This window comes from Ruegeria sp. CDSA034 (genome assembly GCF_059612275.1).
The window spans coordinates 162,928-183,003 of record NZ_JBXWQH010000001.1; the positions used below are offsets into that span (position 1 = coordinate 162,928).

At 54.4% G+C, this 20,076-nt stretch carries 16 protein-coding genes and 1 tRNA gene; 3 read left to right on the forward strand and 14 right to left on the reverse strand.

All coding sequences use genetic code 11. The features are described from left to right. The 7 genes from AC2FLJ_RS00825 to AC2FLJ_RS00855 form a co-directional block, all read right to left on the reverse strand. Positions 1–537 (reverse strand): GNAT family N-acetyltransferase, encoded by a 537-nt coding sequence (locus AC2FLJ_RS00825; protein WP_058277925.1) that lies wholly within the window; start codon positions 535–537, stop codon positions 1–3. After that, entirely contained in the window at positions 534–1,142 is a 609-nt protein-coding gene (locus tag AC2FLJ_RS00830) for a LysE family translocator (protein WP_058271642.1), read from the reverse strand. Before AC2FLJ_RS00830 ends, AC2FLJ_RS00825 begins: the two co-directional genes overlap by 4 nt. Further along, positions 1,139–1,639, reverse strand: coding sequence for a GNAT family N-acetyltransferase (locus tag AC2FLJ_RS00835; protein WP_496695466.1), 501 nt, complete (start codon positions 1,637–1,639; stop codon positions 1,139–1,141). Before AC2FLJ_RS00835 ends, AC2FLJ_RS00830 begins: the two co-directional genes overlap by 4 nt. Before the next feature lie 84 nt (positions 1,640–1,723). Continuing rightward, positions 1,724–1,993, reverse strand: coding sequence for a 50S ribosomal protein L27 (rpmA, locus tag AC2FLJ_RS00840; protein ID WP_058271644.1), 270 nt, complete (start codon positions 1,991–1,993; stop codon positions 1,724–1,726). 11 nt (positions 1,994–2,004) lie between these two features. Continuing rightward, positions 2,005–2,622, reverse strand: coding sequence for a 50S ribosomal protein L21 (locus AC2FLJ_RS00845; RefSeq protein ID WP_058271645.1), 618 nt, complete (start codon positions 2,620–2,622; stop codon positions 2,005–2,007). Positions 2,623–2,830: 208 nt separating this feature from the next. Continuing rightward, positions 2,831–3,631 (reverse strand): DUF2059 domain-containing protein, encoded by an 801-nt coding sequence (locus AC2FLJ_RS00850; RefSeq protein ID WP_496695464.1) that lies wholly within the window; start codon positions 3,629–3,631, stop codon positions 2,831–2,833. Further along, positions 3,631–4,473: a DUF2059 domain-containing protein gene (locus AC2FLJ_RS00855; RefSeq protein WP_496695462.1), complete on the reverse strand. Its 843-nt coding sequence runs from the start codon at positions 4,471–4,473 to the stop codon at positions 3,631–3,633. The genes AC2FLJ_RS00850 and AC2FLJ_RS00855 overlap by 1 nt, the downstream gene beginning before the upstream one ends. Before the next feature lie 123 nt (positions 4,474–4,596). Between AC2FLJ_RS00855 and AC2FLJ_RS00860 the strand changes: the two genes are divergently transcribed. After that, positions 4,597–4,686: transfer RNA gene (locus AC2FLJ_RS00860), tRNA-Ser, on the forward strand. Positions 4,687–4,942: 256 nt separating this feature from the next. On the opposite strand, the gene AC2FLJ_RS00865 is transcribed toward AC2FLJ_RS00860, so the two are convergent. From AC2FLJ_RS00865 to AC2FLJ_RS00895, 7 genes are all read right to left on the reverse strand, one after another. After that, the gene (locus AC2FLJ_RS00865; protein ID WP_496704227.1) at positions 4,943–6,022 is read right to left on the reverse strand and encodes a tyrosine-type recombinase/integrase; all 1,080 of its coding nucleotides are present in this window, start codon (positions 6,020–6,022) and stop codon (positions 4,943–4,945) included. Between the two features lie 687 nt (positions 6,023–6,709). Then, complete coding sequence (locus AC2FLJ_RS00870; RefSeq protein WP_496704228.1) at positions 6,710–7,123, reverse strand: hypothetical protein; 414 nt, start codon at positions 7,121–7,123, stop codon at positions 6,710–6,712. A gap of 10 nt (positions 7,124–7,133) precedes the next feature. Beyond that, positions 7,134–7,508 (reverse strand): hypothetical protein, encoded by a 375-nt coding sequence (locus AC2FLJ_RS00875; protein WP_496704229.1) that lies wholly within the window; start codon positions 7,506–7,508, stop codon positions 7,134–7,136. Between the two features lie 276 nt (positions 7,509–7,784). After that, positions 7,785–9,449: a hypothetical protein gene (locus AC2FLJ_RS00880; RefSeq protein WP_496704230.1), complete on the reverse strand. Its 1,665-nt coding sequence runs from the start codon at positions 9,447–9,449 to the stop codon at positions 7,785–7,787. Continuing rightward, positions 9,446–11,446 (reverse strand): site-specific integrase, encoded by a 2,001-nt coding sequence (locus AC2FLJ_RS00885; protein ID WP_496704231.1) that lies wholly within the window; start codon positions 11,444–11,446, stop codon positions 9,446–9,448. The genes AC2FLJ_RS00880 and AC2FLJ_RS00885 overlap by 4 nt, the downstream gene beginning before the upstream one ends. After that, a complete protein-coding gene (locus AC2FLJ_RS00890; protein ID WP_496704232.1) occupies positions 11,439–11,846 on the reverse strand; it encodes a helix-turn-helix domain-containing protein in 408 nt (135 codons plus the stop codon). The genes AC2FLJ_RS00885 and AC2FLJ_RS00890 overlap by 8 nt, the downstream gene beginning before the upstream one ends. An 81-nt stretch (positions 11,847–11,927) precedes the next feature. Beyond that, positions 11,928–12,719, reverse strand: coding sequence for a hypothetical protein (locus AC2FLJ_RS00895; protein ID WP_496704233.1), 792 nt, complete (start codon positions 12,717–12,719; stop codon positions 11,928–11,930). A gap of 379 nt (positions 12,720–13,098) precedes the next feature. On the opposite strand from AC2FLJ_RS00895, the gene AC2FLJ_RS00900 reads away from it, so the two are divergent. Both AC2FLJ_RS00900 and AC2FLJ_RS00905 read left to right on the forward strand, forming a co-directional pair. Continuing rightward, positions 13,099–13,488 carry a hypothetical protein gene (locus tag AC2FLJ_RS00900; RefSeq protein ID WP_496704234.1) on the forward strand — a complete coding sequence of 130 codons (390 nt, stop codon included), beginning with the start codon at positions 13,099–13,101 and terminating at the stop codon, positions 13,486–13,488. 434 nt (positions 13,489–13,922) lie between these two features. Beyond that, positions 13,923–19,535 (forward strand): RecQ family ATP-dependent DNA helicase, encoded by a 5,613-nt coding sequence (locus AC2FLJ_RS00905; RefSeq protein ID WP_496704235.1) that lies wholly within the window; start codon positions 13,923–13,925, stop codon positions 19,533–19,535. Positions 19,536–20,076 lie beyond the last annotated feature (541 nt).

The following is a 20,076-nucleotide window of genomic DNA, read 5'->3' on the forward strand; positions in this document are numbered from 1 at the left end:
TCAGAGTTTTTTACTATATGTCCAGGTGGGCACATTCGCATCGCGCGCCACCGAGTAACTTTCGGCATCACCCAGATACTGGAACCCACAATGGGTCAGAACCCGGGCCGAGGCAGGATTGTCCTGAAACACGCTGGCAAACAAATTCGAGTTTTCAAGCGGGTTAGCTTTCACCAACATCTCAACGGCCAGTGAGGCTACGCCTGTATTCCAGTAAACAGGCGCCACCCAATAGCCAACTTCGGACTGATTGCGATCCAGCCGTGTAAGCGAAATCAGACCAATCAGTTCCGGCCCACCATCTTTGGTGGCGTCCATCGCCCAGACGTCCTCATCCCGGTCTTCAGCCATCGAACGCGTCACAAACGCCTCGACCGACCCCGGTGGCAGCGGATGCGGGATCGACGTGGTCATACGTGCCACGCGCTCATCGCCTGCATAATGCTCGATGAGACCCATATCCGACCGGCGCAAGGGGCGCAGATCGAACCGCTCGGTTTCGAGGACCGGCTGGTTTATTATTGTCTCGAGTTTCATGAGTGCGTTCCTCCTCCGAACAACACAAAAAATACGGACGCAACAGTGAGACTCGCTAACGTCCACATCAGATATTTTTCTACGGGCCGACCTTCAACCACGTGGGCAATTCTATCTCCGGCAAATGTCCAGATTGGGTGTAAAACCGCCTGGCAAAGCAATAAACAGAGAGCGATCGTGAACGTCGCGTTAAAGCTGGGCGTGCCAACCGCAACGAACCCGGTAAAACCGGCTATGATCATGGCCCATGCCTTTGGGTTAAGGGGATGAACGATCAGCCCCGCCCAAAAACCGGGCACGTCTCCAGTGGTTTCACTGCGCGAAAGACGCAGGTTCGCGATCTTCCAGGCCAGCCAGCAGATATACGCCGCCGAGGCGTATTTCAGGACCGAAAAGACAATCGGTGCCTGATCCGCGAGTTGCAGCAGACCAAAACCAACGGGCCAGATGATCAGCTGTTTGCCCAGGATCACTCCGGCCACAAACGGCAGAGCCGCCCGAAACCCATAGCGTGCACCTGTGCCCAGCAGAACCATATTGGCGGGTCCGGGCGTTCCGACCTGAGAGGCTGCGAAGATCAGGAAACTAGTTGTTGCAACGGTCATTGCATCGCCTCCCAGTCCACACGACGCAGCAAAACGTCCTGAATTATCACATCTTCGTTGGTCGACCGCGCCGTCGCACGATGCTGGCCATTTGGTTTGAACCCAAGTTTTGACAAGACCGCCTTGGACCGTTCGTTGCCGACATGATAACCCGAGGTCAGTTTCTGCTGATCAGCCGCAAAGAACCTCGAAATCATCGCGCGGGAAGCTTCGGTCACATAGCCCTGCCCCCAGAACGCTTTGGCAACCCAATACCCCAGCTGGGATCCGGTCGAGATACAGCCGATAAGGTTCCCTTCCCGAGTAATGGCAAAGGCATCATGCTCGGAAGCCATTTCGTCAACAAATTCGGTCGAATGCGCGTTCTCATAGGGGTGCGGTACAACCGTCAACCAGCGCACCACGTCCAGATCGTTCAGAAGAGTGACAAGACGCGACGAGTCCTCACGCCGAAACCGACGCAAGACAAGACGCTCTGTTTTTATCACTTCGGTCATGGGACCGCTCCTGAAAACGAGAAAGGGGACCGGCACTTTCTGCCGGTCCCCCATGAAATTTTCTTAAACCTTCTGGGTTTCGGCTTACTCTGCGGCCTCCGCCACTGGCAGGACCGAAATAAAGGTGCGGTTTTTCAGTCCCTTGTGGAACTTCACGGCGCCATCCACGGTTGCAAAGATGGTGTGATCTTTGCCCATGCCTACGCCTTCGCCCGGCCAGAACTTGGTGCCGCGCTGACGCACGATGATGTTGCCTGAAATGGCGGCCTGGCCACCATACAGTTTCACGCCAAGGCGGCGACCAGCTGAGTCGCGACCGTTACGGGAGGAACCGCCAGCTTTTTTATGTGCCATTCTGTCTCTCCTTAGCCTTTAGCCAGATCTTTGGCCTGCTCAACCCATTCGGGTTTCACTTTGACCGTTTCGATAGCAGCAATCTGATCGTCCGACAAGGCGGCCAGAGCGGCAAAGCTCTCGATACCGGCTTCGGCCAGCTTCTTGGCAGCGGCGGGGCCGACACCAGTCAACTGAGTCAGATCGTCAGCGGCAGCAGCTGCGGCAGGTGCCTTTGCTTTGGCTTCAGCTTTCTTGGCAGGCTTTTTTGCCACGGGGGCAGCTTCGCCAGCCGGCGCCGAACCGGTTGCAGCTTTGATGCCCGACTTGTCGGCGCCTGACGCCAAAATGTCGGTGATCTTGACCAGAGTCAGCTTCTGACGGTGGCCAACGGTACGCTTCGAGCTGTGCTTACGACGGCGTTTTACGAAGTTGATGACCTTGTCACCTTTGATCTGTTCGATCACTTCGGCCTGAACGCCTGCGCCTGCGACGAACGGTGCACCGACAACCGGAGCGTCGCCGCCCAGCATCAGAACATCGTTGAATTGAACTGTTTCACCTGCGTCGGCAGCCAATTTTTCAACGCGGAGGATATCGCCCGCTTGAACTTTGTACTGCTTGCCGCCAGTCTTGAGGACCGCAAACATGCGTCTTTCCTTTGTCTAATCGCGTTCTATGGTCCCCGACCGGGCGTTTTTGGCTTTCGCCACCTCGAACAGCGCGCCCTTTTCGGGCTGTGTGACGACCCGTGGGACAAGGTCCTAGGGTCAATAATAACGACACCCGGCGCGGAAAACCGGCCGGGATGCGCGCTTATCCATAGAATAATCGGCAAAGTCAACATCAAATACAGGATCAAAGATCCGATGCGCCAAGCGCCCGTGAGACCGCCTGTCCCAGTTGAAAATAGATCTGGTCATACATCTTATCGAAACCATCGAAAAAGGCCTCGTTTACGGCGCGCCCGGTCTCAGTTCGGGAAAAAGCAATGTTCTCCCGCATCTGAGCCTCATCGAGCGGTTGATAGGCCACCAGAAGGAAGGAATACAACCAGATGCGGTTTTCCTCGGTAAGCCTGTCCTTGTCCGACAAAAGCTGCGCCAGAATATCCTCAGAGCTGGTTCCGGCATCCGCGCTGAGGCCGCGAAAAAAGTTATAATCCGAACTAAGCGAGCTTTGTACGTTCTTTTCGATTAGGTCATTGACTTCGATATACTCGCCGACCAGCCCGTAAAGTTGGGTGCCGCCTGCCCCATTCAGATAATTTTCACGCGCCATGTCCTTGATGGTTTCATCCGCGAAGGCCCTTCTGGCCGAGTTTTCCAGAGTTATAACGGTTTGCCCGACATCACTTTCAAAGAACAGGATGGCGCGATCCATCTGGCTGGCTGTCAGGCTGACCTCAAAAATCCCTGAAATTTGCTCCTGCATCCACTGTGGATCATAAATTTCGTCCACCTGATCATCAAAAAACGGCCCGCCGTCACCACCCAGAAATGTGTCGTTCAGGTCTTTCGCCTGTGCCAAACCTTCGTCGCGCAGGATATCGACGACCTGCTCCAATTGAAGTGCCAGCATGAGGCGTTCAACCCGCTCGGACGCTGCCAGTGGCATGGCTGACAGAAACACGGCGAAACAAGCAGCGATCAGGCGCATCAGATATCCTGGGCCGGATGTAGTTCCGCCATACGCGCGGCCAGATCTTCAAACCTCATGGCCATGATTTCGTATTGAATGGCATTCAGCAGCTCATAGACTTCTTGCATCAAAGGCTGCTCCAAAGCCTCAGCATAGGCGACGACCTCAGAATCCGAGAAGTCCTGATAGGTATAGGCTGCCCCGGCAAGTGCGGACAGCTGCAAAGCCTGACGCATGCCGGTCTCATTGCGCTTCATCATCTGACGCAGCTCATCCGCGCCCAGTTGCAAGTCGATCACCCCCGAGGCGCTGGCAGCGAGCAAAAAGCGCACCTGAATTTCCTGCAGCGCACGCAATGCCGTCCCGCTGGAATCAATTGCATTGTTCATGCGTTTCAGATTTTCGACCCGTTTCGATCCACCCTTGATCAGGTCCGAGACGATTTTCTGCCCTTCAAGTTGCTTGGCATCGTCATCTTCAACCATGTGCGATGCATTCTCGGACTCGACCAGCCGTTGCCCAAGATCGGATGCATAAAACTCGACCGCATGGGTCAGAGCTTCATCGCTCAACGTTTGTTCCAGAATAGACACGGCTGTTTCGCGCATTTCCTTGGTATCAAAGACCTCTTCGGTCAGGCGTGTCCAGTCGGACCCAAACCCATCAGGATCGATCCCCAACATTTGCGGGGCTGAGGCCGAGGCCAGAGCGATGCTTTCAAGTGCAACGTCGAACCCGGTTGTTGTCAAAAAGGCTTCGATCCGATCCCGTCCGGCAGCAAATGCTTGCTGCGACCCGGAAATCACGAACAGAACGGCGGCGAATAGCGGCAGGATAGTTTGGCGTAAAGGATATGTCATACCTATGAGCCTAGGGGAAATACCGCGTCAGGCAACGGAAAATCCCGCCTTTGTCATTTTCAGGAATTTTCTGCTTGCACCCCCGCGCGTTCCTCACTAAATCCCCCCCTCACAGACCCCCGCGGAGAGGTGCCGGAGTGGTCGAACGGGGCGGTCTCGAAAACCGTTGTGGGTGCAAGCCCACCCAGGGTTCGAATCCCTGTCTCTCCGCCACTATATCCCTGATAAGTAAGAATAGTTATCGCCGATGCGGCGACTCATCAGGTGCCCATGCCAGACCTCACAATCCCGAAACTTGACATACTATGTCACATTTCGAGCTCCGATTGCGCCGACTATGTCATCGGTCCAATCCAATTTTCACGGCAAATGCGTCGTTCAGACAGCCATTGCTTATCGCAGATCGACAATGGGAAACGGGCCCCGCAGATCTGCGAGGCCCGTCTTCAGGTCATGAGCCAGCTAAGACTTACCGGAAGCCGTTGTCCCCATCGGAACTCGCGGCATCTTGCTCTTCCTGGGTCAGATACCGGAAGTAATAGCGCTCGGTCGTCCTCACCGACACATGGCCGATGTAGCGGCTGACCCGGTAGATGCTCCAGCCCTCCTGCAGACGTTCGATCGCGAACTTGTGCCGGATATCATGCAGGCGTGAGCCAAATCCAGTTTCTTGCCCGTATTCCCAGAACAGGTTCGAGGCATCCTTATAGTAGCCGTGATCGCTCCGGTTCCAAAATAAATATGGGGACGAATTGGAGCGCGGAATGCGAAGGAGGATGTCGATCGCCGCTTGTCGCAATAATACGACCCGGATCTTGCCCCCCTTGGTTTTCCGATAGGTGACCTTAACGTTGCCTTCAGTCGGCTGCTCCAGTCCCTTTATGTCGGACCACTTGAGCATCGCAGTTTCGGTGACCCGCCCCCCGGTTTCGTTTAGGAACTCCGGAAAGAACGCCAGTGTTCCCGGTGCTCTGGCCCCCAATTTCCAGATTGCGTCATCCGTTGGAATTTCAATGTCTGGCAAATTCTCTTTCATTCCCTGTCGTTCATAGGACACGACTGGGTTCTCACTAACCCAACCTTGGTTTTTCATCTCAGCCATCAGGTGCCGGAACGCGGTCAGATCGCGGTTGATCGTAGACACAGTGACACCTTTGTCTTTCCTTCGCTCGACGAACTCGGATACCACGGCCGTTGTAATATCCGTTGCAAAGAGATCGCGAATATCACGGTCCTCATCTTCACAAAGCTCATCGAGGATGTTGAGTATTTGGCGCAGGCTTGTCTTGTAACGCTTGACGGTCTCGTCCGACCAAGCGGTGTCTCCCTGCCCCATTCCGTCGTAGAACTTGACGTAACCGACCTGAAACAACCAATCGTCTTCGCCCTTATCGGCTTTCGCCCGCAATTCCTTTATGCGGTCTTTCGCCTTCTTTTCCGCGACGCGCTTCGAAGTTGTTCGAAGCGACTCTCTGTGGCGGACTCCGTCGATCGTGACACGGAGATGCCAGTTTTTGCTGCCCGATTGCTTGTAGATGTTGCTCGACATTTTTTGTTTCCCTCATTGAGCCAGATGTGAATTGCGTGTTGGTCAAAAAGCCAGAGACCTTCACGTTTTGTGGCGCCAGGGATTTCCTGCTTGCTTGCGAGGTCAGTGATCTTCCTTTGGGAGAATCCGCTAAGGCGCGCGACGACTGCTGTCTTGATGGGAGGAGGCCGGTTGGCCAGCCCATCAATCAGCTCAAGGTTTTCGAATGAAGCAGGGTTTCGGACTGCTCGTTTAGCCATTGTTTTCATGTCCCATTATTGTTTTTCGGGGCCCTATCCTGTGCCGATGGTGGAAACTGAGAGGTTGAAGCCGCAGAGCTTGTGGCCAAGATGACCAACCTGGCGGAGCCGCTTCGATCACCTCGCGAACGCCCAATTACGATTCAGGCATCCCTGTCCCGAATTTTCTGGTGTTCTCTGGTGCACGAGTTTTCATTTTCTCCTCACAACTTCGTTTGGGTGTAAGGAGCAGTTAGGCGCGGCTACTCAAAGCTGGGAGATTGGTTTGAATCCCTATTTTGAGACCGAAACTGAAACGACTGGGTCAATTCCATCTCACGAAGATGGATTCGCGATGCCCGGGATCGTCGGTAAATTTCTGATTCAGCAGCCTGTGTGGAGCAATGGAGGTCGGTTGCCTGTTGGGATTTGCGAGCGGCGCAGTTGCACGGCGCCGCTCCGCATCTTGTCAGGACGATGCACCAATCAGCAATTGCGCCTTCACCCGCGCCCTCAGGCGATTTCGGAGAAACTGAAACTGACTCCATGCCAGAATTCGGAGACGCAGCCGCTCCAGTTCGCTGTCGATCAGAACATCTTCATCAGTGTCCATCTCGAGCACCTTGTTTCCGTAACCCGCGCACCGTGCATTTGCAGCGGAGACGAGATCCTTGCCGACCATTCCGATACACGCATCGTCCCGCTCATCGAGAACGTCGCCGCGTTCCAGCCGCTCCAGCATATGCGAAAAGCTGCGCCGCATCAGCCCGCGCGGAATTGGCCCATGCCGCGCGCAGTCGTCTGCAAAAGCGGCCGCTTGCGAGATCACGCAAGCACCCAGCTCCTCGAGCGTTTGTTCCCGGCGAATGTATTTGTAGCTCATTACGATCTCCTCACGCCGCCGCTTCAGTCTCAGCCACTACAGGCGTGAGCTTTGGTTCATCAATTCTGGCGATCAAAGCTTCCAGCTGGTCAGTCAACCCGCAGATGACCAGCACCGCCGGATCTTCCGGTGAAATCTCAGCGAAAAATCCGCTTTCAATACGGTCCGGATCACCGACGTGCTCCAGAGTGAGCAGGTCGCGCAGCCATTCCAGGCCACGGCGATGCTGGACCGTGTAGGCGTTGGCAGCTGCGACCGACGCGCGCAGTCGCTGCAGGCGCATCAGGGCTGCGGATCCACCGAGCAGCAACACTGCATGTTGAAGATCGAGATCAGCAGATTCGAGGAACACGCCGACCTGCGTCAGGATTTGGTTGTTATTCATTGGGAATTACCCTGTGTTTACGCCGCCCCCATCGGACGACAAGCGCGCAGGCGGGGGCGTTCTCCTTTCACCCTGCACGTAGTTTCTATTGATCTGAGCTCTGAGCTTTCTCTCATCTTGCTGCTCACAAAGACGTAGCAAGATGAGAGGAAGTCAGGGCCGGGATGCTTCACACCCTATTAGGCACGCGACCGATCGAAGTGAGGAGTCGCCGAGGGCTATTGAGTAGATTTTGCCGCCTATGCCGCACTTGTTATCAATCTGGGGCGCGGTGAATTACATCGCGATCATGTTTGTATTGTCTGGGTCTTTCCTTCTCGATTCAGCAATTTCCGCGAGGATGTCTTGCGCTTCCAATCGCCGGTAGCGATCTGCATTCAGCTCATAAAAGTGTCGGCTTGTCTCGTGGGCGTGACCGCAGAGCGCTTGCGCGACGCGTAGATCCAGATCGGGGTCCGCCACCACGGCATCATATGTGAGACTACGAGCGATATGTGGCCCGTGGCCAGTCAGTCGCCGCATGTTTTCCCATAGCCAATTGTCACCGAAAGGTTTCCAACCGCGAGCAGGATTGCCGAATAGTGCCGTTCCGACCCGCGCCTCATAGACGGTCCATAGATGCATTTCGCCGACTCCCATTAGTAGCGTCGCATCCAGATAAGGGATCAGACAATCTGCAAGTCGACCGTTGATGAATGTTCCGGTCTTGGACGTCTCGATCTCCACGCTCCAACCTTCACTATCTCTATGGAATTCCTTACCGATCCGCCCGGTCCGCAGGTCGAGAGAGCGCAATGGCAGTTTCGCCAGCAAAGCCATAGCGCCAGCAAGCGCGTAGTCACGGCGACGGGTACGGATATGATCCTGGTGAGGAGCCTGTTGAAGTCGCGCATGAGCAATTTCTGCGAGCTCAACGAGATTCAATGGGTTCTGTGCCAAAGCCACCTCCTTCCGTCGCAGATCAGACGAGGACTCCAGCTTCAATGCATTGTGCGTTTCCATTAGCGCCTCGCGAATTTCGCCGGGATAGTTGGCGTGTTTTGCAAAACCTGCGAGTGCATCGCAGTAATTTGCTTTGCTTCGCGTTGTGATGTCGCTGTCGAAGACGTCTTCGGCGAAGGCCTTCGCCGTCTCCATCGAAAGCTCCACTGGCATTTGCCTGTTACTGGTGATCCGTACCAAGCGTCGCAGAGCGCAGGACAACAATTCGATCCGGGCGCTGGACAGACCATCCGGCCTATAGAACCGTGCGGCGAGCCGAGACATTTCTGTGTGAAAGGGCTCGGGAAGATCATGAAACGGAGGTTTCTTTTGCGATGCTGGTTTCGCGCGTGTTGCCGTTCGACGTTTGCGCTGAATTTGCTGCAAAAAGATCGTGTCCGGATTTTCCGGGTCAATTGCCGACATCATCTCAGCGAGTAGACCCAAGCTTCCCGCATCCGCCTTGAAGCTTTGCATTGCGACATCATCAAGTCGAGGCACATATTGGCGCCACCGCATCCAGCGGTCGGCGAGGCGGATCAGAGAAGGCTCGCAGATCTCTTGCAACTCAGATTGGATTGCGAGAAATCGCGACCAGTGCGGTGCACGAAAGACGAGTTCGAGAGGGCGGCGATCAAATGCGCCGCTCTCGAGCGCCCAATCCATGCCCTCACCGGTTTCAAACGCGTATTTCCGAAGCAGTACTGCTTGGCTGATCAGGCTGTTTTCCTGCCACCCTTCCGTCCTCAGGCGATCAAAAAAAGCCATTCCAGTCTCCCGCGAGAGCTTTTCCGCATAACCTTGATTTCGCGCGGTCTCGACGAGACCGCGAAAAGCTGAGGAAAGAGCATGCCTGCTCGTGCGAAGACGTTTTGCATAATAGGCCCGTCCAGTATCGACGTCGGCGAGATATCGACGCATACGTGGCGGCAACTCCTGTTCTGTGATCAGGTACTTCATGTGTTTTTCCCTTTTGCGAGTGCGTTGTTGACGGCATCCAACCCATCCTGGCCACGTTCAATCGCTGCAGTTTGATCAAAGAATGCGTAAGTCTTCGAAACCGTGGCTGGAGAGTTGTTGAGAAGTGCGGCTATGACGTTCAGATCAGCGCCGGGCTGATTGATCAGGATCGAGGCGATGGCGTGACGCACCTGATGCAACTTCATGTATGAATCGGCCGATGCGGTGGCGTAACGCCAGGCATCAGCCGCGTTGCTGTAACGGGCTCCCCCAAGCAGCAGATGTGGATCCGGATTGTGAAGCCGCTTCATGAAGTATGGACGCGCTTCGTGCAGCCACCATTCCAGGATGCGACGAGGATCAACCTTACCGCGTTTCTTTATCGACGCTGTCAGAGCTTTCTTGTTTTTCATCATTTCCTTTGGAATGGCGAAGCTGACGGTTCGCGAACCACTCGGGAAGGAAACATTGGCCTTCTCGCCAGTGACAGACAGATTGACGAGTGTATCAACCCGAAACGGCATAAAGGTCAAAACACTGGCCATGGCAGCGGCAAGTGAAAGTCTCACGGCACGAGCCTGATCGCCCATCGACAGATCACGGTAATTCTGGATCAGCGGCGCAGCTTGACTATGAAAGTCGCCTGCGAGCGACAGAAACTTTTTGACACGCCGAGGTGACGTGACAAGGCGTCGACAGAACGCCTGGTTTGCCTCAGTCATTGTGTCCCAGTTTTGGAAATATTCGGTCTCGAAGAACTCCTTTTGAACTTTTGAGAGATCAGGGTGAAACTCTCGAGCGAAGCGAAAAGCTGCCCCCATATTCTTTTTGAGCGTTCTGGCACCGAGTGGCTTCCAATAGTACTCGCCACCCACTTCCGCATCGAAGGCTGCAAACAGATTATCGGCCGTGGTCAACTCCGCGATGGATTGGCCACCGTTCAGATCCAATCGACCAAGTTCAGAGAGGCAGGTGAAGTACCAGTTCAGATCATCCCCGGCAGATTTGACGGTCTGCGGAGAAAGTGGGGTGCGACGGCGTCCTGCCAGGAGCCCATCATAAGGTCGACCGAGGCTCATCGTCGCCTGGTATTCGCGAATAGCTGACGTGATTTCGGTCGGTAGAGCCGGCGTCACGCGATGGCATGTGGCCTTCGGAATTTTACCGATAGTTGCTGGCAACAGCGCAGGTTCGATTGTTTCCGGAAACTCATGCAGGCGATCCAGCAGACGCGCGGCTTTGCGAATTGCGTTCTTGCGACCCTGATCGTGACAGTCTTTCATCCAGAGGTGCAACATATCAACATTCAGCTGCGCCGGCTGGACGCCCTTGCTTCTTGCCAGGCTTGTCAGAACGGTCAGGGCAATAAGTTCAGGTGTTTGGATGTTATTGCCTTTTCGACGCGGTTGGATCAGCGCGGTCGCGGCTTTCTGGAGCTGTGACCAGTCGTCCGCCAGCCCGCGCAGACGCTTTTCCTCGGCGCGCAATCCTGACGCGTGTGCCATCAGGCTTTTTACGTTGCCGTGCCACGTTTCGAACTGCTTGAAAGTGTCGAATCCTTCGGGCGCATCCTTGTTGGCGATGTGACTTGACCATCGCTTGACGAAGGCATCGACATCGATCGGGATTATCGCCAGCGGACAATTATACGCTGGCAATTTCCTACATTTGTTTGCGGATCCCCGGATCTTTTTCGCGTTTGCATGCGAATATGGGTAATCTCCGGCGTCGAGTTTTTCGACGGCTTGCTCGAGGGTCATCTGCATTGGTGCCTCCATCATTGGTGTTGTTTTTGGCGTTAGTGACGCGGTTGTTCTTGGAAATTCGGGTGATCTTCTGAGATGCGTTTTGAGGTTCTTTTTTCGAATTTCGGCACTCTGGAAACGAAATGAGGAAAAGGGCTCCAAAACGTATTTAAATGAGGTTTTGTGGGCGTATTCCTCACTTTTTCCAGATCGGGCAAGGGTGCGAATTGCGGTGTTTTCGGCCTCACACAACATCAAAAAGCCCCTCAATCTGGTGTTTCCGGAACCGGATCGAGCCACCGATGCGGAGGCTTCGAATGATGTTGTCGCGGGCGTAATTGCGGATGGTTGCCGGAACGCAGCCGAATTCCTCAGCAAGGTCTTTTCCAGTCAGCAGTGGCTCAAGCAGCGCCGGATGTTGATCTTGATCCAGCATCTCGGCATGAGGCACGCCTTCGACCCGCCAGACATCCGTGATGGCATAGCGCGGGCGCTTCCATGGCCCGGGCGCGGGGCGAATACTCAATTCGCGCAGTACCCGGCGCACGGTGTCCGGATGCAATTGCCAGCGGTTCGATATCTGGGTTTGTGACAAGCTTGGCAAGCCGGTCAGCGCTGCGGAGTTGGTTCTGAGTGTTGATAGTCGCTTCATAAAGAGCAGATGGGTCCACAATCCCGATCTGGAAAAAAACAGCCGAAACTTGTTTTGCAGCCCCACGTAGACTACCGCCAATTAACAGTTGGAGCCTTTCGGGATCTTTACCAACTCGTCGCGGATGCAGACTTTGTAAAAACTGTTTTCGGACCACTTTGTTCTTGCGTGGCGAACACGAATGCGGACATCGGTGACGCCCGGACGTTCACCGTTTTGACAGATCACGGCAGCGTATTCATGAGACTTGAGAGCGCTCCACTTTCTCAGGAGCCGCTTCAGTTTAGGCTTGAATCCTCGCATGTCAGGTATGGGAGCGTCGCGAAAACCTTCCCAGCCACGATTATGGAGAACCGCTTTAAAGAGCGAGAACTCCGGCCAATCCATGTTTTCATGCAGTGTCAACAAGGTGATGAAACCGGGCTCTAAATCGGTGTTCATGCGGGCGATGTCTCTGGTGTGCATGAGTGCATAGGGTCTTCGCATGGTCATCAATGCGGCGGCATAAATCGAAAACTGCCAGACAAGGACTGTTGGTTTGCCCACCTGAACTTCCAACATGTCGAAGAGATCCGTCTTCATTCGCAGATCGTGGATCGCATTGTCGAGGAAACGAGCACTTTTGGACTTTGGCGCAAAACCCAATGTCCGAAATGTATTCAGCGTGTGGTAGTGCCGACAAAGGTACTTGTCTGAGTATTCATACCTGATCGGCTCCTTGTCGAGCACGACCTTCGGCCATTCATCCTCTTCAAGATGCTGCAGATATATCAGCGCAATCAGCAGCTTTTTTGAACTGGGTCCCAGCGGCGATAGTTTGATGTATTCAGCCATCGGACGAGAAATGATGAAGCGGCCATTGCATTCGGGCATGTCGTTCTCCGTGTTTCGTATGTCGAAAAATTCGTACCGACACGCTCGCTCCAAAGACGGTTTGACAGGTGTGTGAAAACACCGGATCGACGGCGCGCGAGACCCGGATCGTGATTTTGGTCACCCGGAGGATCGCTTCATCATCCCGGATCGATGCGACGAAAGGTTCTATAAACTACTGATGATAAACATATTTTATGACCGCGAAGTCTTGTAAGTGCCTGAAATCAGGAAATCAACAAATGGCCTGCGGCCCATTTGGATTTGGTTTTTCGGGACTGACAATCGTCGAGCAAAAAATATCCAAAGAATTACTTCTCGCTTTCAGTTCTGATCCCACTTCCTGTTTACGAGGCAAACCGCAATCAAAGAGAAACCTATGACTTTAAAAGAGTATCTGTCGAAATCTATGGTTAATACCATTGCCAACGGAGCATTGCTCCTGGATCAAGATGGCCGGACCATTCGGTTCACACTATCAATGAATGAGTGTTCCGTTTTGGGAGTGCTTTTTTTCCGCGGCGATTGGAGCGATGACTTCGACCGCCCTGGTCTGATGCCCGTGATTGAAAAAGTGAGCTTCGATGGAGTTGAAAACTTCTCGGTCGAACACTTCAAATTGCCTCCGGAGTTCATGCAAACCGTTTATGACGTTCTGCAACAACGTTTGGCACCCGAGAAACTCTATGTGCATGAGGAGGCAGGAGGCTGGATGTTAACATCCTTCAGTTCGAAGCCATTGGGCGGACTTGATGGAGCATTCGTTTAGCCCGCGGTTCTCCACTTCCGCCCTTTCAAACTTGGCACTATAGAAAGTGCAACTTGCCGAGGACACGATCGGCAAGTTGCTTTGTTTATTTGGATGTGACTGGCCCCAAGATTTTCACCCACCTGTTAAGCTCGACGAGCGATGCAATTGGCCTGAGGCCCAATCACCAAGACCTGCGTGGCCATCCCAAACCGACCGTTCAAAATAACCAGCATCACCGCTGCGCGGTTCCCGAAAACGGGTAAAGACTAAAAGCAAAAAAAATTGTCTGGTTTGTTGGAACCACCCCGGCAAGGCCGTATCCAGACTTTGATTGATCGCCATCATTTGTGGCTTTGCAACCAATAGGCTTAGTCATCACTTCCCGCCCGGGTTGTACATGGTCTCAAAAAGGTATTCTCTGACTGCAATCTTGGAACAGTTGCGCATCACAAATGAACGGTCGACATAACGAGTTTCTTTCCAAATGTCTGTCCATCGATCTGGAGGTGGATCCTAAAACCTCGAAGGTATTTGCCTTTGCCGCCGTCCGAAACGATGAGCAACCGGCTTTGAAATCGAAATCCAGCACGCTGGAGAAAGATCTCGACCGCCTGGAAGAGGCTATCGCAGGTGTCCCACATCCGATTGGTCACAATTTCCTGAACCACGATATGGAACACCTAATTGCTGCCAGACCACGTCTGACTCAGATCATGCGGGCACCAATTGATACACTGTGGCTGAACCCGCTGGCCTTCCCACGCAACCCGTACCACCATCTGGTCAAACACTATCAGGACGGGCGGCTGGCTGCGGGGCATATCAATGATCCAGAACTTGACGCTCGGCTTGTTTTTGAGGTGCTCGCTAATCAGTTCGATGCCTTTCAAAGCCTTGCCGACAGCGAACCAGATGCACTCGTAGCCTATCACTTCCTGACCACTCGAACGGAACAATCGGAAGGGTTCGATGCGGTTTTCAAGTACCTAAGAAAAGCCAGTTGCCCGCCGCAGGATGAAGCCGTTGCCGCCATTCGTCGGATGCTGGACGGTCGGGCTTGTAGTAAACGGGTCGAACAGGCTCTGGGAAGGCTTAGCAATCCCCGAAACGGATGGCCTATGGCCTATGCGCTATCCTGGATCACCGTAGCTGGTGGGGACTCGGTCATGCCGCCATGGGTTCGGGCGCAATTTCGCGAGGCATCTCTGATTGTCCGGCATCTCAGGGATACGTCTTGCAAAGATCCCGCCTGCCAGTGGTGTGCTGAACAGAATGACCCGGTCCGTGCGCTGAACAGGTGGTTCGGGTTCGACAGTTTCCGTCCACAGCCTGTGGATCCAGATGGTCGCCCTCTGCAGGAACGCATTGTCGGTGAGGCCATGTCCGGAACAAGCCTGCTCGGCATCCTACCAACAGGCACTGGAAAGTCCGTGTGTTATCAGGTGCCCGCTTTGTCGCGGTTCGACAAAATCGGGGCGTTGACTGTGGTCATTTCTCCGTTGGTCGCGCTGATGGCAGATCAGGTTCAGGGTATGGAGCGCGTAGGCATTTCCTGTTCCGTGACTGTTAATGGTCAGATGTCCATGCCCGAGCGGCAAGACGCCCTGGACAAAGTCCGCATGGGCGATGCGGGCATTTTGATAATCTCGCCCGAACAATTGCGCAGCACATCAATCCGGTCGGTACTGGCTCAGCGCGAAGTTGGCCTGTGGGCAATTGACGAGGCTCACTGCGTGTCGAAATGGGGTCATGATTTCAGGCCGGATTACAGATATCTGGGCAGGTTCATCAAAGAGTTCTCGGGCGATCAAGCCCCTGCCCCAATCCTATGTCTCACGGCCACCGCCAAACCAGAAGTCGTCGCCGATATCGTCGAGCATTTCCAGTCTCGCGCCGGGGTCGAGCTGCTCTCCCTTGATGGTGGAGCATCGCGGAAAAACCTGACATTTGATGTCAGGCCTACCACTAAGAACAGCAAACTAACCGATGTCCTGAACGTGATCGAAGAGCTGCTGCCCGCTGAGGGCCGATCTGGCGCCGTGATCTATTGCGCGACGCGTAAAGAGACCGAGCGCGTCGCTGAGTTTCTAAAATCACAAGGTATGGACGCGGCACATTTTCACGCTGGACTTGGGTCCGATGACAAACACGACGTCCAGGAACGGTTCCGGGTCGGAGACCTGCGGGTGATCGCAGCTACCAACGCGTTTGGCATGGGCATCGACAAACCCGACATCAGGCTGGTGGTGCACGCAGACATCCCAGGGTCCTTGGAAAACTACCTGCAGGAGGCTGGGCGCGCCGGACGCGACCGGGAAGTCGCCGATTGCGTGCTTCTGTACGCGGGGGATGATGTAGAACGACAGTTCAGGCTGTCCGCAGGTTCGCGTTTGGCACGGCATGAAATCGGAGCCATTCTCAAAGCCCTACGACGGATCGACGAGCGCACACGCAAAACTGGCAAGATCGTCGCCACTGCGGGTGAGATTGTCAGGTTCGAAAAAGATCAAGAATTTGAACGGGACAGTGCGACTGATGACACGCGCGTCAAGACGGCCGTATCTTGGCTTGAAGAAGCAACACTTGTTTCGCGAGAAGAGAACCGAGTTCGTATTTTCCCTTCGTCGCTAACAGTCCGCACACTGGACGAGGCGAAACAACGGCTTGCGGATGCGGAGATCACTCAAGCGCATCGCAAACAATTGCTGGCCATCGTGCAGCATCTGATTTTGGCCCCGGCGGATGAAGGGGTCTCAACCGATCAGCTCTGCGGCGTCAGCGGTTTGACACCCGGCGCACTGACCAAGGCGATGGCCAATCTCGAAAGCTTTGGCATCGCTCGAAACGACGTTGCGATGACGCTCTTCATCCATGTCGGTGTGGCGCAGTCTTCCTCCGGGCGCCTCACAGAGGCTGCAAATCTTGAACGGGATTTGATCGCCTCGATGCGAGAGCTGGCACCGGATGCGGACAAAGAGACTCCAATACCGCTGAACCTGCAGGAAACCTGCCAGCATCTGCGCGATCAGGACCACGCCGATGCCCGCCCCGATGTCATCGACAAACTGATCCGGGGCATAGCGCGGGACGGCAAGGGACAGGATGGTGGCACCGGTAATATCAGGTTGCGCAAAATCAGCCGAAATACCATGAACGTGACTCGGGTAAGGACGTGGGACGTCATTGCCCAAACCGCTGAGGTTCGGTGGCAAGCGGCCGGGATTCTTTTGAAGTTTCTGACGGGTCGACTCGACAAAGGCGCACGCGGCAAAGACCTGCAAGTTGAAACCACTGTGGGTGACCTTCTGGCGCAACTCACACAGGATGCTGTCTTAAAATCCAGCGGTCTGCGCGACATGACCAAGCTGTTAGAACGCTCCCTGCTGTGGATGCATGAACAGGGCGTGTTGACACTGGGCAAAGGGTTGACTGTATTCCGCCCCGCCATGACCGTATTCCTCAATCCCAAAGGTGGTCAGTTCACGCAATCGGACTTCCTTCCTCTGGAAGAGCATTACGCCGAACAGACGCTTCAGACCCATGTCATGGCAACTTACGCGGAAACCGGTCTCGAGAAGATCACAGACGCCGAACGCCTGTCTGAGGATTACTTCCTGCTCAACAAAGAGCAGTTCATGAAGCGTTGGATGCCGGGCATGGCACGTGAGGTCAAGCGACAGACAACAAGCAAGTCCTGGACCGCCATTGTCGAAGACCTGGGCAACAAGGTCCAACAGGACATTGTCGCGGACGATCGGGACCAGACCAATGTTTTGGTTCTGGCCGGCCCCGGATCTGGGAAGACCCGTGTTTTGGTGCACCGGATCGCATATCTATTGCGGATGAAGCGCGAAGACCCGCGCGGTATTCTGGTACTGGCTTATAATCGCCATGCCGCTGCCGAAATCCGCGTTCGTCTAAGGGCGCTGGTGGGCGATGATGCGGCGGGGGTTACGATCTCGACTTGCCATTCGCTTGCGATGAAGCTGGTTGGCGCCAGTTTTGCGGGGGTTCAGGCCGCGACAGAAGACTTCGACAATGTCATTATGGAGGCGGTGCGCCAGCTCAACCCCGAAGGCCTGGCAAAAGCCGAAGCAGAGGCGCAGCGCGAGAGTCTGATTCAGGGGTTTCGCTGGATATTGGTGGATGAATACCAGGACATTGGCCCAGAGGAATACGCGCTCATTTCCGCCGTGGCCGGTCGTTCTCTGGAAGATGCCGAGCTTAAACTGAGCCTGTTTGCCGTGGGCGACGACGACCAGAATATCTATGCTTTCAACGGGGCTTCTGTCGATTTCATCCGAAGATTTGAAGAGGACTATAAGGCCAGACCATCTTTTCTGATCGAAAACTACCGGTCGACAGCACATATTATCGAGGCCGCCAATCAGGTCATATCCAAAGCGCCTGAACGCATGAAAATTGATCACCAAATCAAGATCAATCAGGCGCGGCTCTCTCAACCCAGCGGCGGACGTCTGGAGGGTAAGGATTCCGTTGCCCATGGCCGAGTGCAGTTGCTGGACGTCCCAACTGGCGCTATGCAGCAAGCTGCAGCAGCAATCGACGAGCTGATACGCCTTTCTCGTCTGGACCCCAATTGGAACTGGTCCCGCGTTGCTGTGATTTCCCGAGACTGGAAATCACTGGATGCAGTTCGAACCTATGCCGAAGCGCAAGATCTGCGCGTGGATATGGCCAACGAAGACCTTCCAAATGTTTGGCGACTTAGGGAGACCCAACGTCTGGTGTCCGGGCTGCGTGAGAAACAAGGCGCACTTCTGGGTATTCAGGACATCCTCACGGTCCTGAATGTTCAGCCTCGCAACAAATGGGTGGATTTGCTGGCAGAAGGTGTGGCGGAACTGGCCCGGGAGTTGGGCACCAAAACTATGCCGGTACCTGACATCATTGAATGGATCGCGGACTGGTCTCGGGATACTCGCGGTGAACAACGTGGACTGCTGTTGCTGACGGCGCATAGGGCCAAAGGCCTTGAATTTGACCATGTCGCCATTCTAAATGGCGGTTGGTCTCGAGTGTCGAAAGAGGAGGATAACGAAGCCCCTCGTCGCCTATTCTATGTGGCAATGACCCGCGCACAGCAAAGCCTGACAGTGCTGACATCCGGAGCGCACCCCTTTCTGAAAACGGGTTCCGACTCAGTTCTGATCAGGCATGTGACGCCCGATCTCGACGAAACTTCGCTGCCTGCAACAAAATACCAGATGCCTGCGCTCGATATCGTAGATCTGTCGTTCGCCGGTCGCCAAAGGGATGCACATGAAGTGCACAACGCCGTACGCTCAGCCAACGTCGGGGACACTCTTTCCCTTGCGTTTCAACAACCTCATTGGGCTTTGTTGGACGCCCAAAAACGTGTTGTCGGACGTTTGGCCAAATCGTGGAAGCCACCCCGCGGGCATGTATTTGCGTCTGGCCAGATCGGGGCCATCATCAACTGGCGTAAGATCGATAGTGGCGAAGACTACGCCCACTACCATAAGCGCGATAGTTGGGAGACCATATTGCCAGAGTTGATCTTCCGACATGAGAATGCCGAAGCCTCGCATACTCAGCCGACACCAACAGCAGAAGAAGATGATCAGACGGGCCGTTTCAGAGACAATCCATATCGACAATCGGCCCACCCTTCCGCAAAGGCATTGGATAACTCGGTTCCAGAACCCCGGGAGATTGATCGTCCGCTGAAACTCGACCTCAAAGCATTCATCCGCAAGTCTATTGACGATACACGCTCCTGGGACGATCTTTCGGCAGCGTTGAAACAGAAAGATATAGCACTGGCGGCAAAGGGCGGCGGCCTTGTGGTCCAAAACGCCTCAACTGGCGAGGAGATCGGAAAGATTTCTGCGCTTGGTTTCAAATATATCGATCTGATCCGCCACTATAGCGAAGGTTTCCCTAATCACCCTGCTACATGGTTGGTCGAGAAAGCGTTAAACGACAATTACGTACCCAAAGGCCCAAGACGATCCAGGAAAGCAAAAAACCGTAAAAAAAAATCGGGCGATGGTGGCGATTTTTCTCTGATCGAAGACTGATCGACCTGACTAATGTTGGTATTTATGGTTTGCGACCTGACTATACCCGCTATTCACTATACCGAACATGCTCCAGTGCAGCTTTCCAAAAACGGCCGCAGGGTGAATCGCAGCATTCATGCAACCCCGATGTAATTTAACGAGACTTCGCGGTAGTAACCTTCTCTTGATAGCAAGCAGTGCGTTGTCCATCCACCTCAAGATAGCGTATCTCTAATTCGGGCGCCTTATGCACAACCCGAAATTATTCACAGGCCTCATCTCTGCCAGCCCATAACGGACACTCTGCGGCCCACTCGGATGCCGCGGTCGCCGCCCGCTTGCCTGCCATTCGATGGCGTTGCTTATTCAGAGACAGCACACAGTGCAGAACTTTTGCCCTCCGAGGCAATTAAGACTTCCCAAAATTACATTAAACAGCTTTCTCGCCGCACATATCGACATCTGCGTGAATGCGGCGGCTACAATGATGGCAGACAAACGGGGCGACCAGATTGGCGATGAAGACCGAGCCTCCCAAATCAAAGGCGACTTTCGTGTC

Excerpts from the sequence above, each read along its gene's own strand:
- AC2FLJ_RS00855 (WP_496695462.1), bottom strand. The coding sequence starts at position 4,473 with ATGACATATCCTTTACGCCAAACTATCCTGCCGCTATTCGCCGCCGTT.
- AC2FLJ_RS00900 (WP_496704234.1), top strand. The coding sequence starts at position 13,099 with ATGACTTTAAAAGAGTATCTGTCGAAATCTATGGTTAATACCATTGCC.
- AC2FLJ_RS00845 (WP_058271645.1), bottom strand. The coding sequence starts at position 2,622 with ATGTTTGCGGTCCTCAAGACTGGCGGCAAGCAGTACAAAGTTCAAGCG.
- AC2FLJ_RS00905 (WP_496704235.1), top strand. The coding sequence starts at position 13,923 with ATGAACGGTCGACATAACGAGTTTCTTTCCAAATGTCTGTCCATCGAT.
- AC2FLJ_RS00835 (WP_496695466.1), bottom strand. The coding sequence starts at position 1,639 with ATGACCGAAGTGATAAAAACAGAGCGTCTTGTCTTGCGTCGGTTTCGG.
- rpmA (WP_058271644.1), bottom strand. The coding sequence starts at position 1,993 with ATGGCACATAAAAAAGCTGGCGGTTCCTCCCGTAACGGTCGCGACTCA.
- AC2FLJ_RS00870 (WP_496704228.1), bottom strand. The coding sequence starts at position 7,123 with ATGAGCTACAAATACATTCGCCGGGAACAAACGCTCGAGGAGCTGGGT.
- AC2FLJ_RS00895 (WP_496704233.1), bottom strand. The coding sequence starts at position 12,719 with ATGCCCGAATGCAATGGCCGCTTCATCATTTCTCGTCCGATGGCTGAA.
- AC2FLJ_RS00880 (WP_496704230.1), bottom strand. The coding sequence starts at position 9,449 with ATGAAGTACCTGATCACAGAACAGGAGTTGCCGCCACGTATGCGTCGA.
- AC2FLJ_RS00875 (WP_496704229.1), bottom strand. The coding sequence starts at position 7,508 with ATGAATAACAACCAAATCCTGACGCAGGTCGGCGTGTTCCTCGAATCT.
- AC2FLJ_RS00890 (WP_496704232.1), bottom strand. The coding sequence starts at position 11,846 with ATGAAGCGACTATCAACACTCAGAACCAACTCCGCAGCGCTGACCGGC.
- AC2FLJ_RS00830 (WP_058271642.1), bottom strand. The coding sequence starts at position 1,142 with ATGACCGTTGCAACAACTAGTTTCCTGATCTTCGCAGCCTCTCAGGTC.
- AC2FLJ_RS00825 (WP_058277925.1), bottom strand. The coding sequence starts at position 537 with ATGAAACTCGAGACAATAATAAACCAGCCGGTCCTCGAAACCGAGCGG.
- AC2FLJ_RS00865 (WP_496704227.1), bottom strand. The coding sequence starts at position 6,022 with ATGTCGAGCAACATCTACAAGCAATCGGGCAGCAAAAACTGGCATCTC.
- AC2FLJ_RS00850 (WP_496695464.1), bottom strand. The coding sequence starts at position 3,631 with ATGCGCCTGATCGCTGCTTGTTTCGCCGTGTTTCTGTCAGCCATGCCA.